13 protein-coding genes are annotated in these 15,572 nt (G+C 59.1%); 2 read left to right on the top strand and 11 right to left on the bottom strand.

From position 1 onward, the window contains the following. Positions 1-24 precede the first annotated feature (24 nt). Positions 25-366 carry a DUF427 domain-containing protein gene (locus FE702_RS01610; protein WP_147124474.1) on the top strand — a complete coding sequence of 114 codons (342 nt, stop codon included), beginning with the start codon at positions 25-27 and terminating at the stop codon, positions 364-366. Here FE702_RS01610 and FE702_RS01605 read toward each other — a convergent pair. After that, a complete protein-coding gene (locus FE702_RS01605; protein WP_147124473.1) occupies positions 363-2,024 on the bottom strand; it encodes a chloride channel protein in 1,662 nt (553 codons plus the stop codon). The two genes, FE702_RS01610 and FE702_RS01605, sit on opposite strands and share 4 nt — an antisense overlap. 112 nt (positions 2,025-2,136) lie before the next feature. Between FE702_RS01605 and FE702_RS01600 the strand changes: the two genes are divergently transcribed. Continuing rightward, on the top strand, positions 2,137-3,510 hold the full coding sequence (locus FE702_RS01600; RefSeq protein ID WP_147124472.1) for an FAD-binding oxidoreductase: 1,374 nt from the start codon (positions 2,137-2,139) through the stop codon (positions 3,508-3,510). Between the two features lie 29 nt (positions 3,511-3,539). Here FE702_RS01600 and recN read toward each other — a convergent pair whose 3' ends face one another. The 10 genes from recN to FE702_RS01550 all read right to left on the bottom strand — a co-directional run bounded on the left by recN (position 3,540) and on the right by FE702_RS01550 (position 15,527). After that, complete coding sequence (recN, locus tag FE702_RS01595) at positions 3,540-5,189, bottom strand: DNA repair protein RecN (protein ID WP_147124471.1); 1,650 nt, start codon at positions 5,187-5,189, stop codon at positions 3,540-3,542. A gap of 44 nt (positions 5,190-5,233) precedes the next feature. Beyond that, positions 5,234-6,064, bottom strand: a complete 831-nt coding sequence (locus FE702_RS01590) for an outer membrane protein assembly factor BamD (RefSeq protein WP_147124470.1) — start codon at positions 6,062-6,064, stop codon at positions 5,234-5,236. Positions 6,065-6,180: 116 nt separating this feature from the next. Further along, entirely contained in the window at positions 6,181-7,098 is a 918-nt protein-coding gene (lpxC, locus tag FE702_RS01585) for a UDP-3-O-acyl-N-acetylglucosamine deacetylase (RefSeq protein WP_147124469.1), read from the bottom strand. A gap of 213 nt (positions 7,099-7,311) precedes the next feature. Continuing rightward, the gene (ftsZ, locus tag FE702_RS01580) at positions 7,312-8,892 is read right to left on the bottom strand and encodes a cell division protein FtsZ (protein ID WP_147124468.1); all 1,581 of its coding nucleotides are present in this window, start codon (positions 8,890-8,892) and stop codon (positions 7,312-7,314) included. 181 nt (positions 8,893-9,073) lie between these two features. Then, positions 9,074-10,408 carry a cell division protein FtsA gene (gene ftsA, locus FE702_RS01575; protein ID WP_147124467.1) on the bottom strand — a complete coding sequence of 445 codons (1,335 nt, stop codon included), beginning with the start codon at positions 10,406-10,408 and terminating at the stop codon, positions 9,074-9,076. Beyond that, a complete protein-coding gene (locus FE702_RS01570; RefSeq protein WP_147124466.1) occupies positions 10,405-11,301 on the bottom strand; it encodes a cell division protein FtsQ/DivIB in 897 nt (298 codons plus the stop codon). Before FE702_RS01570 ends, ftsA begins: the two co-directional genes overlap by 4 nt. Continuing rightward, entirely contained in the window at positions 11,289-12,203 is a 915-nt protein-coding gene (locus tag FE702_RS01565) for a D-alanine--D-alanine ligase (RefSeq protein ID WP_147124465.1), read from the bottom strand. Before FE702_RS01565 ends, FE702_RS01570 begins: the two co-directional genes overlap by 13 nt. Positions 12,204-12,276: 73 nt before the next feature. Further along, entirely contained in the window at positions 12,277-13,212 is a 936-nt protein-coding gene (gene murB / locus FE702_RS01560; RefSeq protein WP_147124464.1) for a UDP-N-acetylmuramate dehydrogenase, read from the bottom strand. A 373-nt stretch (positions 13,213-13,585) separates the two neighbouring features. Beyond that, the gene (locus FE702_RS01555) at positions 13,586-15,235 is read right to left on the bottom strand and encodes a hypothetical protein (RefSeq protein ID WP_147124463.1); all 1,650 of its coding nucleotides are present in this window, start codon (positions 15,233-15,235) and stop codon (positions 13,586-13,588) included. 43 nt (positions 15,236-15,278) lie between these two features. Beyond that, positions 15,279-15,527, bottom strand: coding sequence for a DUF2484 family protein (locus tag FE702_RS01550; RefSeq protein WP_147124462.1), 249 nt, complete (start codon positions 15,525-15,527; stop codon positions 15,279-15,281). Between the last annotated feature and the right edge of the window lie 45 nt (positions 15,528-15,572).

Below are 15,572 nucleotides of genomic sequence, written 5' to 3'. Positions count from 1 at the left end.
AATATTTCTCGAAGGACGAGCACCATGGCCGATCACATCAAAATTCGCAAAGCTGACGGCACATGGGTTGTACGTGTGGCAGGAGCCGTTGTCGCCGAAAGCGCAAATGCACTTGAACTGGCCGAGGGCGATTACCCAGAGGTGATTTATTTCCCGCGTGGCGACATCGCGATGGCGTTCTTTGACTCCTCCGAGAAATCCACCCATTGCCCGCACAAGGGCGATGCCAGCTATTTCCATCTCGTGACCAAGAGCGGCACGTTGGACAATGCCGCATGGTCCTACGAGACCCCGCTGGACGGCGTGTCCGACATCGCCGGGCACCTTGCCTTTGCACATGAGATGGTGACGGTCGAAAAGCTCTAGGAATGCTCTTCTGCGGCTGTCGCCGCCAGCGCGCGGTTATAGGCTTTGAGCGCATCAACCTGATGCAGCGTCCCCTGCAACGTGGGCGTACCGTCTTTGCCCAGATTGACGATCGGGATGTAGACAGCGTTGCTCTGCTCAAAGATCGGCATCGCGTCCTCTAGGGTGGCGACGGTCGTCAGATAGATACCTTCGTTAATCTTGGACCAACTGGTGTTTTCTGGTGGGGCATCCGGGTGATCAGGCCGCCGCATGATCTGGGCCACGCCAAAGGTGGCGAGCAGATAGGCCTGAGGCCCGGCAGCAAGGTGAATGCCGCGACGCTCCAACTGAGTAAGAAAGAAGCTGCGATCAACAAGGTTGGTGGCAAGCGCCGTCGACATCGATACCGCCACCATCACCGCAAGCCCGGTCTGCCAGTCGCCCGTGAGCTCAAAAACGATGAGGATCGTCGAAATCGGCGCGCCCAAAACGGCGGCGGCCACAGCGCCCATGCCCGCCAAGGCATAAAGCGACGTGGTGCCAGAGACGTTGGGAAAAAGGCTTGTCGCGATGATCCCGAAGGCAAGCCCGGTCAACGCGCCCACCATCAGTGATGGAGAAAAGATGCCACCGCCCATGCGCCCGCCCATGGTGATGGCGACGGCCACGATCTTGACGATGCAAAAGACCACCGCGTTGTGCCAAAGTATGTTGCCAGAGAGTGCCTCTGTCGTCGTTTCGTATCCGACACCGATGATATGTGGAAAGAAAATGGCGATGGCACCAAGCGCCGCCCCAGAGATCGCTGGTCGCAAGAAACCGGGAATCCCCGTGCGGTCTTGCAGGCTGTTGGCGGCCTCTTCTGTCCAGAACACGGTGCGCATCATGATCACCGCCACGATCCCACACATAAGGCCGAGAATGAGGAAAGCGGGCAGTTCTAAGTAGAAACTGAGCACCGGTTCGCCCGGAATTTCGAATTCCGTGATGTCCCCGAAACGCGCGCGTGCCACGACGGTGCCGGCAACTGACGCGATCATGATCGGCGCAAAGGCGTGCAGCGCAAAATGGCGCAAGATCACCTCAAGCGCGAATAGAGCACCAGCAATCGGGGCGTTGAACGACGCAGATACCGCCGCCGCGACAGCGCATCCCAAAAGGTCACGTCCCGTGATGCCATCTGCCTTGATCAGTTTTGAGACTTTGGACGAAATCACCCCGGCCAGGTGAACAACCGGTCCCTCTCGACCCGTCGACCCACCCGTGGACAAGGTAATCAACGAAGCCAGAGCCGAGGCCAACCCCTCGCGTCCCTCAACACGGCCTTCGCGAAGCGCTGCACCTTCAATGACATCGGCCACCGACCGCACGCGCCCGTCGCGGGTAAAGGTATTCAGGATTATCCCGACGGCCAGACCGCCAATGATCGGGATAACCAAGATGACATACCACGGCAGGCCTGCCGCAAAACTGTGCATCAGGCTGATGTCATCCACACCGTAGAACGCCTTTTGCAGCGCTTCGATGGCAAGCCGAAAGCCAAGCGCCGCAAAACCGCCCGCGATACCCACCAGAAGCGCGATGAACCAAAACTGGACTTGGCTTGGCCCGTTTGCACGCAGCAATGCCCAGCTTTGGGCAAGGATTTCGCGCAGGTTTTGAGGCCCCAGTGCCATAAGTCTCCGACGTGCCTTGGCAACGGCAAATGCTTGTCCCGCATCAGGCCCACGCCTATGAAGTGAGGACTGATTTTCCAACCCGTCCCTTGCCACGCCGAAAGGCCAAGCCATGCAGAACGCGCAAGCCATCGCTGCACTTACCTCTTTGTTAGGGGATCGTGTCACGACGTCCAAGAGTGATCGCGACCTGCATGGTCGATCCGAGACACATTTTCCCGATTTCCCACCGGATGCAGTGGTTTACCCCACCACGACTGAGGACGTGTCACGCATCGTGGAAATCTGCGCGGAACACGATTGTCCTGTGATCGGATGGGGTACTGGCACGTCACTTGAGGGGCACACGGCAGCGATCCGGGGAGGCATCACTGTCGATTTTAGCCGCATGGATCAGGTTCTGGCTGTCTATCCAGAGGATATGATCGCTGTCGTCCAGCCCGGTGTCACGCGCGAAGCTCTGAATACGGAACTGCGTGCCACCGGCCTCTTCTTTCCCGTTGATCCCGGTGCCAACGCGTCCTTGGGCGGCATGGCGGCGACCCGTGCCTCAGGGACCACAGCCGTGCGCTATGGGACCATGCGCGATCAGGTCATGGGGCTTGAGGTCGTCATGGCTGATGGACAGGTCATGCAGACCGGGTCGCGCGCGCGCAAATCATCTGCAGGCTACGACCTGACTGGTTTGATGGTTGGCAGCGAAGGGACCTTGGGCCTGATCACTGAATTGACGCTGAAATTGCATCCTGTGGCAGAGGCCACTGCCGCCGCCGTCTGCGCCTTTCCATCAGCACAAGAGGCCGTGCAAACCGTGATTGAGACGATCCAGATGGGTGTGCCCATGGCGCGGATCGAGTTTCTTGATGCGGCCTCAATTGCTGCTGTGAACGCGCATTCCGGGCGCGACGATGCCGAGCAGCCGCATCTGTTCATCGAGTTCCACGGATCAGAAAGCGCTGTTGCCGAACAGGCCGAAATCTTTGGCTCTATCGCGGCAGAGCATGGGGGCGCGGATTTCGCGTGGTCGTCCCGCAGCGAGGATCGTTCGGCTCTTTGGGCGGCGCGGCACGCCGCTTACTATGCGATTTTGCAGAGCCGTCCGGGCGCGAAAGCCGTTGTGACGGATGTCTGCGTTCCGATCTCCCAACTCGCGACGGCAATTGACGAAACGATCGAGGATATCGCTCAGTCCGGCTTAAGAGGCCCCATCCTTGGTCATGTGGGGGATGGGAATTTCCACGCCATCCTTTTGATCGAACCCGGCAATGAGGCCGAGAAATCAGCCGCCCTCGCATTGTCTGAACGCATGGTGGCACGCGCTCAAGCCATGCATGGCACGGCCACGGGCGAACATGGCGTGGGGATGGGGAAGCTGGACTACATGGCCGCCGAACACGGCGCAGGTTGGGCGGTTATGGCGCAGATCAAGCGCGCCATGGACCCTAAGAACATCCTGAACCCCGGCAAGGTGATCCGGCAAAACTAGACCGGCAAGTCCTGAAAAGGCCTGTGGTTTTACCCGGCGAGCAGCACTTCTGCAGCCGCGCGCGCCGCGTCTGTGACGGTGTCGCCCGACAGCATCCGCGCAACTTCGTGAATACGCTCTGGCGCACCCAATGGCGTGACTTCTGAGAAGGTCATGTCGCCGTCAACGCGCTTGGCCACGCGCCAGTGATGTCCGCCGAGTGCCGCCACCTGCGGAGAATGTGTCACCACCAAAACCTGCCCGTCTTCGGCCAGACGTTTAAGGCGGCGGCCCACCGCATCCGCCGTCGCGCCACCGACACCGCGATCGATCTCATCAAAGATCATCGTCAGGCCGCTGACCCCTTGGGTCAGGCACACCTTGAGTGCGAGGAGAAAGCGGCTCAGTTCCCCGCCAGAGGCAATCTTGTTCAGTGGTCCTGCAGGTGCACCCGGGTTTGTGGCAACGGTAAACGCCACCTGATCCACGCCGTCTGGTCCGGCTTCGGACGGGGTGACTTGCGTGGCAAAGACAGCGCGTTCCATTTTGAGCGGGGTCAGTTCATCGCCCATGGCGGCATCCAAACGATCTGCGGCCTCTGTGCGCGCAGATGAGAGTGCTGCGGCGGCGGCATCATAGGACGCTTGCGCCTCTTTCACCTCTTTTTCCAAACGCGCGATGTCTGACCCGCTGGCATCAAAGGCCGCGAGCTTTGCACTGAGCGCGTCGCGGAGCTCTGGCAATTCGTCCGGCATCACCTGATGCTTGCGCGCGAGCCCGCGCAAAGCGAACAGCCGATCCTCGGTCATTTCCAATTCCGAAGGATCAAAGGCCAGATCATCTAGCGCGGCTTCGACGCCCTGCTGCGCGTCGCCCAGTTCCACCATCGCGCGCGACAGCGCTGCAAGCGGTGCCTCAAGCGCGCCTTCGGCTTTGTCCGACGCACCCTCCAGCCAACGGCTTGCATCGCCCAAGAGCCCCTCTGCCCCGTTGGTTCCCATGGCCTCGGCGGCGCGGGCGATGTCTTCTTTTATGCGTTCGGCGGCCTGCATCAGACGGCGGCGGGCATCCAACGCCTCGTCCTCGCCGAGTTCCGGAGCGAGGGCATCAAACTCGGCAACGGCGTGGCGGAGGAAATCTTCTTCCTCGGCCAAGGCTTGCGCCGCCTCTTGTGCCGCAGTCAGAGCGGAGTTTGCACCGCGCAAGGCCGTCCATGCTCTGCGCACCTCGGCCAACTGATCAGCCAAACCACCAAATTCATCCAACAAGGCGCGGTGGCCGCGGACGTTCAGCAGACCGCGATCATCATGCTGGCCATGCAATTCAACGAGAGTCTCTGACACGGCTCGCAGCAGGTCACCACTGGCCCGACGGTCATTGATGTATGACGTCTTGCGCCCATCACGGGAATTCGTGCGTCGCAGGATCAATTCATCCGCTTCTGGCCAATCCGCCTCTTTCAGGACCTGCCATGCAGCGTGATCAGGTGGCAGTTGGAACTCTGCCGTCACCTCGCCCTGAGATGCGCCCTGACGGACAAGATCAGCCCGCCCGCGCCATCCAAGGACAAAGCCCAAGGAATCCAGCAGGATCGACTTCCCCGCCCCGGTTTCTCCTGTGAGCACGTTGAGACCGGGCTGAAACTCAAGCTCCAGCCGGTCAATGATCAGCATGTCCCGAATGTCGAGCCCGCGCAGCATCTGTCGTCACTATCCCAAAGTCAGGCCGATGGCCTGTGCTGGTGTTACAGCCATTCCCCGCGGATCATCTGGCGATAGATCGCCGACAACCAGTTATCGCCCAGTGAGGTTGCTTCAAGCCCGCGTCCACGCAGCAGGGCAAAGCTATCTTCGTACCAGACCGTCGACTGGTAGTTGTGGCCCAGAATGGCCCCAGCCGTTTGCGCCTCGGCGTCCAGCCCAAGAGCGAGATATGCTTCGACGAGGCGATGAAGCGCCTCGGGCGTGTGCGATGTGGTTTGGAAATCCTCAACCACCGCGCGGAACCGATTGATGGCCGCCCCGTAGTGTTTCTTTTTCAGGTAGTAACGCCCGATCTCCATTTCTTTCCCGGCCAGATGATCAAAGGCGAGGTCGAATTTCAGGATCGAGGTTTTGGCATATTCGCTATCCGGATACCGTTCGATCACGGTGCGAAGCGCCTGCAATGCCTGGAATGTCAGCCCCTGGTCACGGCCCACTTCATCAATCTGGTCGTAGTATGACAAAGCCAGCAGATACTGTGCATAGGCCGCGTCTTCGTCGGCGGGGTAGAAATCAAGATAGCGCTGCGCCGATGAACGGCTTGCCGGGTAGTCGCGGTCCTGATGATAGGCAAAAGCCTGCATGATCAGAGCGCGCTTGGCCCAGCTGGAATAGGGGTAAAGGCGTTCGACTTCGCCGAAATAGCGGGCGGCGTCATCGGCACGATTGCGCGAAAGCTCAAACTCGCCCCGGTCGTAAATTTCCTTGGCAGAGAAGTTTTCTAGCGGCACGTTGGGCTCGTCCGACAACCCACAGGCTGTCAGTCCCATCAATGCGACGCCAAATGCGAATGCTGTCAGACGCTTTGCCATGACATGACCCCTACCGCTCTGCTCTTTTGCGCCAGGCCTTGACGGACTGCGCACTGAGTTTTGCTTGGGTTACCACGTTTCGAAAGCAGATCAAATCCGCATTCATCGCAAGACGGTCACACCGATGCGATATCATCGAGCGTCACGCCCGCGCCTGGCAAAAATGCCGACTGACGGCTGTCACAATCGACAAAGCGGTAAGCCGACGGATCGGCGAACAGCGCATGCAGAAGTTTGTTCGTCAGCGTGTGGCCGGACTTGTGTCCGACATAGCGACCGATAATGGGTGCGCCCGCTAGTGCGAGGTCACCGACAGCATCCAACATCTTGTGACGGACGGGTTCATCGGTGTGGCGCAGGCCGCCGGGGCTAAGCACAGTGTCGCCGTCGACAACAATTGCATTGTCGTAGGTTCCGCCAAGCGCAAGCCCAGCGGCATGCATCCGGTCGACGTCTGCCTTACGGCAGAAAGTCCGGCTGTTGGCCAGTTCATGGACAAAGGCGCCATTCGACAGGGTCAGCGATTTACTCTGAGCGCCGATAGCCGCATCAGCAAATTCGATATCGAATTGCATCGAGAATACTGAAGCAGGCTCAAGCCGCGCGGATGCGTCACCCTGAGTGACTTCGACGGTCTTCAGGATTTCAATCGCCTGCGTCGCGGCTTCCTGTTTCAGAAGACCACCTTGCAAAAGGCCCTTCACGAAAGGTGAAGAACTCCCGTCCAGGATCGGGACTTCTGGTCCGTCGATATCGATCAACGCGTTGCGGATGCCGCAGCCAGCAAGCGCAGCCATCAGGTGCTCGACCGTCGACACGTACAGGCCGTCATCATTCACCAGCTTGGTACACAAAGCTGCGTGTTCGGCGGAGTGCCAGATTGCCGGGATCATGTTGTCCCCGCTTGCAACATCAGTGCGACAGAACCAGATGCCATGGCCAGCCACCGCAGGACGCACCACTATCGTTGCCGGAGTCCCGGAATGAAGACCGGCCCCGGTGAAAGTCACAGATGTGCGTACAGTTGCTTGCAAAGCCACCACCAAATTTAGGATCTCGACAGCCACCCTGCCGAGCCGGCTCCCAACCGGTGACACTCAGGTACGCACGGGAGTGTGTCGCCTCAACTCACTCTTTGTAACGCTCTGAAACATGGGGACAGGGCTGCGCGGGAAACCGCCAATCATGGCGTTTCAGAAACGAAAAACGCCGCCCGAAGGCGGCGTTTTTATAACTTTTTCAGTGACTTAGTTTGCTTGCCGGCGCAGGAATGCAGGGATTTCGATCCGCTCCTGCTCTGGATCTACCTGCGCTTCTTCTTCGTATGATTGCACTGGCGGTGCGCGGCGAACCGGCGTTGGTTCTTCCGATTCGGCTGGTGCGCCCGTCATACGGTTGATCAGCGAGTTGATGCCAAAGCGCGGCTTTTCTTCCGCAGGTGCAGGGGCGGTTGCTGCTGGCTGCTGTGGTGCTGGCGCGCGCGGCGATGGCACTTTGTTGACCGCCTGTTGAAGGCGCGTCATTGCCTCTGGAGATGGAGTGCCGGGCGCCGGTGCGCGTGGCGCGACAAAGGCTGCAACTTCTTGCTCTTCTTCTACCCGTGGCTCAAACGCCGGTGTTGGCGCAGGCTGATAGGCTGGAGGCGGCAGGTCATCTGCGGCTTGCTCCGCGACTGGCTCTTCGGCGCGAGGCTGGAACAAGTCAGGCTCTGGTGTTTCAACGCGCGCGGTCTCAAAGCTGGGGGCCGTCTCTGCAGCGACTTCAGGCTCGGCTGCAACTTCGGTCTTTGGCTCTGCCGCGGCAGGGGTGATTGGCGCCGCCATGGAGCGACGTGGGACTGGAACGTCCTGCACGATTTCGCTGGCGTCGATCCCGGTCGCAACAACGCTGACGCGCATCGCGCCTTCCATGTCCACATCGAGCGTCGAACCGACAATGATGTTTGCATCCTGATCCACCTCTTCGCGGATCCGGTTGGCCGCCTCGTCCAGTTCGAACAGGGTCAGGTCGTATCCACCAGTGATGTTGATCAACACGCCCTTCGCACCGCGAAGGCTGATTTCGTCCAGCAGCGGGTTTGCGATGGCTTTTTCAGCGGCCTGGACGGCGCGATCTTCGCCATTCGCTTCGCCGGTGCCCATCATGGCCTTGCCCATCTCGTCCATGACAGAGCGAACGTCGGCAAAGTCGAGGTTGATGAGCCCCGGCTTGACCATCAGGTCGGTCACGCCTTTAACGCCTTGGTAGAGGACGTCGTCTGCCATGCTGAAGGCTTCCGTAAAGGTCGTCTTCTCGTTGGCGAGCCGGAACAGGTTTTGGTTCGGAATGATGATCAGCGTATCAACGACCTTTTGCAGGGCTTCAACCCCTGCTTCGGCCTGACGCATGCGCTTGGCACCTTCGAACTGGAAGGGTTTGGTCACGACGCCGACGGTCAGAACGCCAAGTTCTCGCGCAGCTTGCGCGATGATCGGGGCTGCACCCGTTCCGGTGCCACCGCCCATACCGGCTGTGATAAAGCACATGTGCGCGCCAGCCAGATGATCAACGATTTGTTCGATGCTTTCTTCGGCGGCTGCCGAACCAACTTGAGGGCGGGCGCCCGCGCCCAGACCTTCGGTGACTTTGATCCCCATCTGGATCTTCGACGGCGCGCGCGCGCCGGAAAGAGCCTGAGCGTCGGTGTTTGCAATTACAAACTCCACACCTTCGAGTTCTTTCTCGATCATGTTGTCGACTGCGTTTCCACCCGCACCGCCGACGCCGAACACTGTAATCCTCGGCTTAAGGTCTTCCTCTTGGCCGGGCATTGAAAGGGTCAATGTCATATCGTTACCGCCTGTTCTGTCCGTTGCTCTTGTCCGCGCCCCACGGACTTTTTCTCTGTATTTGCGCTACCGTAGCCGCCTGTGGCTTTGGGGTCACGCAAAAACTAAGGCAGCACCGCAAAATATTGGCAAATTTTTGCCACATTCCGCCGTATTTCGGCGGATGCGCAATATCCTGCTGCTACCAATTCTCTCTGAACCATCTTACCGCGCGTCTCAGTGACCGCGCCGGATAGGTGTCGGCGGGAAGCTCAAAGTCCCACCATTCGTCCTGTGGGTGTGCCGCAAAAAGCGACAGCCCCACCGCCCCGGCAAAGGCAGGCCCGGTTGCCGCCTGTGGCAGTCCCTGCACGCGCAGCGGACGACCCAGACGCACCTGTTGACCGAGGATTTTAGAAGCCAGTCCGTCCAGCCCCGGAATCTGGCTTCCGCCGCCTGTCAGAACGATTTGCTGGCTGGGAAGCTGATCAAACCCGGCAGCATCGAGCCGCATCCGGACTTCTTCGAGGATTTCTTCGACACGCGGACGCATGATGCCGATCAACTCGGCACGGCTGACCTGACGGCGGTCATGCTCCCAATCACCGGTGTCACCGCCAATATCAATCATCTCGCGATCGTCCATACCGGTGGCAACGACGCCGCCGTAGAACGTCTTGATGCGTTCAGCGGTGGCCATCGGCACCTGAAGCCCAAGGCTGATGTCACCTGTCACATGTTCGCCGCCCATGCGCACGCTGTCGGCGTAGATCATGTGTCGCTTGATAAAGATGCTGATGCCTGTCGCGCCGCCGCCGAAATCAATACAGGCCGCGCCGAGTTCCTGTTCGTCCTCAACAAGTGACGAAACGCCCGCCACATAGGCCGAAGAAGCCAAACCTGCGAGCTCGAGGTCACAGCGTTTGACGCAATAGGCCAGATTGGACACCGCGGTGCCATCCACGGTCAGCATATGCAGATCCGCGGAAAGACGATTGCCGGACTGCCCGCGCGGGTCCCCAAGGCCGCTGCGATGGTCAATCGCAAAATTCACGGGCTGCGCATGTAGAACATCGCGCCCCTCGCCATAGGCAGGCACATCACACGAGGCGAGGCATTGGCTCACATCCTGCTCGCTGATCACGTCGCCAGACAACTGAATTTCACCGGCCAGCCCATAAGAGCGCGGCTCTGCGCCCGCAAAACAGGCAATAACGTGATCGACGCGCACGTTGGCCATCTTTTGGGCGGCCTGCACGGCCGTGCGAATGGCACGCTCGGTTTCGGCCATGCTGTCGACTTCGCCGAACCGCACACCGCGCGATCGGGTCGTCGCGGCGCCGATGACGCGAAACGCGGACTGCCCAGCCATAGAGCCAAGCCCGTCCTGCTCGCGGAATTGGTCCGGGCCGTCAAACCGCAGCACGAGGCATGCGATCTTGGAGGTCCCAACATCAAGAATGGCAATCACGCCGCGCTGCATCGCGGCCTTGCGCATGTTCCGCATCGCCCTTTGGGCTGAATACAGGTCCGTCATTGTCCACTCGCTCCAAACTCGATCCCTTTGATCCGCCGCATCTCGGCCAGTCCATATTGGGCCAGCCGCAAGGTCGGGCGGGTGGGATTTCTAAGATCAATATGTGTGATGTCGCGGGCCAAAAGGTCCTGCGCGTCGTTCAGCAGAATGACGCGTTCCAATGCAGGAACTGGGTCATCCTCTGGCAACTGGATCACTTGTTCCCGATCCAGCACGACATCCCAGCGACGCGCACCCTGCCGCTGCAAACCGCGCAACCGTTCTGAAATGGGAGCGGCCGCTTGAACAAGCTGCAACGCTTCTTGCACCGCTTGATCCGCGCCCTCGCCTGCAACCAACGGCAATTCGGGGCGCTCCGCACGCTCCGCTATGGCTGCGACCGCCACACCCTCTACATCCAAAAGCTTCATGCCGTCGGGCGCGCGCCAGACAAGGGCCGGAGTACGCTCGACAGCCGACACTTCCAGGACGCCGCCTGGACGAATGCGAACCGCGACATCCTTGATCGGCGCAAGCGCATCGATTTGGTCGCGCAGCGTCACAAGATCGAGGTCGAAAGAAGACGTCGGGAAATCGATGTGGACTTCCGCCCGCACAGCATCGGCAACCGCATCGCTGACACCTTCAATGGCCATGAGCTTGACCATGAATTCCGGACGCTCATGCACCCAGTCGCGCGCTTCGACAGCGCCTTGCGCCAGCGCCACCCGCACATCAGGCTTTTGCAGATAGGAAATCGCAAAAAGGAGAACGATGGCACAGGGAATGCCGGTCCGGATCAGTGCCCGAAACAGCGGCGTCAGCCAAATGCGCTGCAGGCGGTAGCCCAACCGCGATTTGGTCGGGTCGGCAAGTTGGCGAACGCCATTCATTGATTGGCTTAGCGGTTGCATGAGGCATCCTCTACCAGCCAACGACACAGTGCCGGAAAGTCGATACCGGCATGGGCCGCCTGTTCAGGCGACAACGACGTCGGCGTCATGCCGGGCTGGGTATTCGTTTCCAAAAGAATGAGACCATCGACACCGCGCGTTTCATCCCACCGAAAGTCTGTCCGGGACATGCCACGACACCCGAGCGCCTTGTGAGCGCGCAGGGCGTAATCCATGCACGCCTCTGTTATGTCCTGCGGAATGTCTGCGGGAACCACATGACGTGATCCGCCTGCTGCATATTTCGCGTGATAGTCGTACCAACCGTCTGTCACGATATCGGTCACGACCAGGGACTGATCCCCCAACACGGTCGTCGTCAATTCCCGGCCCGGCGCGTAAGCCTCAACCATAAGCAAATCTGGCATTTCATCGGCAATAAGTGGCGGGCCGTTTGCGGCCTCTTGCACGATATAGACGCCGACGCTCGAGCCTTCGTTATTTGGCTTCACGACATAGGGCGGTGTCATCACATGCGCCGCCATGATGGAGGCTTTGTCGGCAATGATACTGTCAACAACCGGCAAGCCCGCAGCGCGAAAAACATCTTTGCTGCGCTCTTTGTCCATGGCCGTGGCCGAGGCCAGCACGCCAGAATGCGTGTACGGAATCTGCAACCATTCAAGAATGCCCTGCACACAGCCATCTTCACCCCAGCGACCGTGCAGGGCGTTGAAAACGACGTCAGGTTTTGCGTCTTTCAGATCTTCGACCAAGGTTTCAGAGGCGTCGATTTCGATAACGTCAAACCCAGCGACCCGAAGTGCAGACGCACATTCCCGGCCCGTCGAAAGGCTGACCTCTCGCTCGGCGGATGGGCCGCCCATCAGGACGGCAACTTTCTGGGATGCCCTACCCGACATGCCCGCCTACTGCCTCTCTCGCCGGTCGTTCAAGCGCCGGTCGGTTGATTTTGCTGCGTTGAAACGCGCCTGTTTAGTTTTCTGCTGTTGGGGTCGTTTTTCCGACCCTCATGATTTCCCACTCTAGCGTGAGGCCGCTGTTTTCGTAAACCTTTTTTCGAACCATCTCGCCAAGACCTTCAAGATCGGCGGCGGTGGCAGTGCCGGTGTTGATCAGAAAGTTCGAGTGTTTCTCCGACATCTGGGCCCCGCCAAGCGTCGCACCCCTAAGTCCAGCGTCGTCGATGACTTTCCACGCCTTCAGATCATGCACGTCATCCGCCTGCCCTGTTGAGCTGAAGCCCGCCGGGTTGCGGAAGGTCGATCCTGCGCTGCGGTCCTTGGTCGGTTGGGTTGCATCGCGCTTGGCCAGTTGTTCGTCCATTTTCGCGGCCAAGGCGTCGGGGTCGCCGTGCGGGCCTGTCAGCGTGACCTCGGTAATCACCATACCTTCAGGCAATTCGGTCTGGCGATAGGCGAAATGCATATCCTCCGGGCGCAGTGTGACCACATCCCCCGCCCGCGTGACAGCCGTGGCGGACACGAAGGCATCCGCGGTGTAGGTGCCATAACACCCTGCATTCATCTTGGCCGCGCCGCCGACGCTGCCGGGGATGGTGCGCAAATAGGTCAGGTCGATGCCTGCTTTCGCAGCGGTGATGGCCACCCGGCTGTCCAGCGCAGCAGCACCTGCGGTAACGGTGCTGCCGGCAACGGTGATGTCCATAAACGGACGCCCCAGCCGGATCACAACCGCATCCAAGCCCCCATCCCGAATGATCAGGTTCGACCCAACGCCCATTGGAAAGACATCCATCTCGTTGGGCAAATCCCGCAGAAATTCCGCCAGATCATCGGTGTCCTGCGGTTGAAAGAACGCCATCGCCGGCCCACCGACACGCAGCCACGTGAGGTCCGCAAGCGGGCGGTCGAGGGTCAAGGTGCCACGCGGTGTGGGAAGATCGGTCATATGCGCCTCAGGCTGCGATGTTGCGCCGTTGTGCAATGTTGCGCAAGGACATTCAACGGGCAGCGGTTGGTACATTTTGCACGGGGTGTCCTAAGGGGCTTGTACGTTTTGTACATTGGCGAGAGGTGCCCGCCGCGCGTTCGCTGGGCCGCGGGGCAGTGATCCGACGTGGGTGCGGCGCGGTTTATGGCAGTCGTTTTGCCTCCGAGTTGGTTTCAGCTCTCAGTGGCTAGCCATTCACTGCCCCGTGGGGGCGGCCCAGTGAACGCGCGGCGGGCTGACGCCCTTGATTCCGCGCTAGGGGGCAGAGTGGCAAAGGTGGCGTGATTAAAGGCATCTTAGTTAAGCGAACGAGCCATTAATACGGGCGAACTCAGTTCTGCAAGAAGTCCAAAATGACCTGCCCAAGGCCTTGCAAGCCATCCGAGCGCTTCTTCCATTTGATCATTGCATCGGCCGCCGTCCCGGCCACCTTCGCGGCTTTGCCTGCATCTTCACGATACATACTGACGCTGACCATCATGCGCGCAAGTTGGAAATCGATTTCCTTTTGCAAGCTGGATCGTTGCTCTTCGGTTTCAGCGGCTTCAAGTTCGCGGACCTTTGCATTCAGGCTGTCGAGCACCTCTTCAAAGATTGCCAGATCGGTCTTGGCAAGTGCCGGGTATTTGCCGTCCACGCCGGACCGCATGTCTTTAATCATCTCGGCAAAGGTCGCGACCACGTCCCACGGCTTGGCGTCGGCCTCCATGTGAATGCCGCGAAGCACCGAAAAACGAGCGATGGTCGTTGCAAAGTGTTTTTGCAACAATTGCGTTAAGTTACCCACCGCCGACCTAAGCGGTTCGGCGTAGTCCCCGAATTCAAGAGCCGTACTTTCTTTGTTGGCCTTGGTCTCAAGCAGCCTTCGCCACTCAGCGATCCGCCCAACCCGGAGCGAACCCACGGTTTCTGCTTTTTCGAACTCGGCCAGAATTGCACCAAGGTACGTCCGAACTAGTCCTACACCCTGCATGCCGCCATCTTCAAGTTCGAGCGCTTGGCAGAAGAGTTGGAGGTCTTCACGGAAGTCTTCGACGTCCTTCAGAAGCGCGTCCAAGGCCCCTGCGTCCGATAAATGCTCCCAATCCTCTTCGAACGGGATGGCAATCATCAGGTTGTGTAGGGTGTCGAGTTCAAAGCGAACAAGTGAGGCGCTGAGCAAGTCACCTATGTCGGCATTTTTAGGACCATTTCCCGAATGAAATCGGTCGTAGATTTCGAGCACTCGTCTATTTGCTTCGGCAGGGTCTTGTGCCCAAAGGTATGCATAGTTTTCGCCCTCTTCTTTGATGTGAGCGATTTCCAACAACATGTCTTCGTCGAATGGCTCGCCATCTAAGAGTGTTTGGTACCAATCTACCCAAAACGTCCAATTCGCTAGGTGCTCTCTGTTTACCCAGTGATCCCCATTCGGTTCCGAAAGTTGCTTGTTAGCCATTGAAGACTTCAAGGCCTGCCATTGCGCATCAAACTGTCCGTTTGCCGTCGAATTGAGTTTCTGCGGCGTATTTCCAGACCGGTACTCGGCGAGGTCCGTTTCGAATTGCTCAATGAGCCAATTTGCTGGCAAAGAATGAGTGGAGCTACTGATAGCATCCGATGCGATCTCTATCAGTTGCGTTGCTTGATCTGGCAAACTTCTGTTGCGGCTAGAGAGCAATCTCCAGCAAGCTAAGTAAAAATGCGATTTCCCGCTCAATTCATGAAGTTGATCCTGCAACTCAAGCAGCAGTCGCTCCGAAACATCGGAGCTTACGCTTAAGCCACCTGAAAGGATTGAGTTCAGCACTGGCGAAAATGGAAAACCATAGGCCGAGTGGCCCCACCTACTGCGGGAATATACAATAAAACTCGGAAGTTGCCGCAGAATCCACCGTTGGCCCATGCTGAAAAGAAAGTGCTGCGCCAGATCTGGCGTGGATGCTGAACTGAGAGACTGAAAGACTCTGTCACGAACCGTCGATGCATCTCGAAGAGACATGGAGATTTCGGCCCTTATCTACTACCCAGCCTGTACAATTAGGCTACCCTCTGTTGCCTGTCCGTACCACCCACCGCCACGCATAAACCAGCGGCCAGCGCAGGACGCTGGCGGCGGCGAGCAGGACCAGCACTGCACCCACCCAACCATTCTCCACATAAACCCACACCAAAACCGGCACGCCGAGCGCCATCATCCCATAGGCAAAGCGCCAGTGGTGGTCGCGGGAGGGGAACATGGCGCGGAGGTTGGCGAGGATGAGCCAGAGACAGGCGGCAGCGATGGAGTACATGGGCCGAGCGTGGGGTTTGGGGGCACGGGGGTCAAGTAGGAGTGA

Origin of the sequence: Shimia ponticola, assembly GCF_007995215.1 — a bacterium.
GTDB lineage: Bacteria > Pseudomonadota > Alphaproteobacteria > Rhodobacterales > Rhodobacteraceae > Shimia_B > Shimia_B ponticola.
Note: the sequence above shows the minus strand (reverse complement) of the source record. Positions and strands in the feature narration are given on the sequence as shown.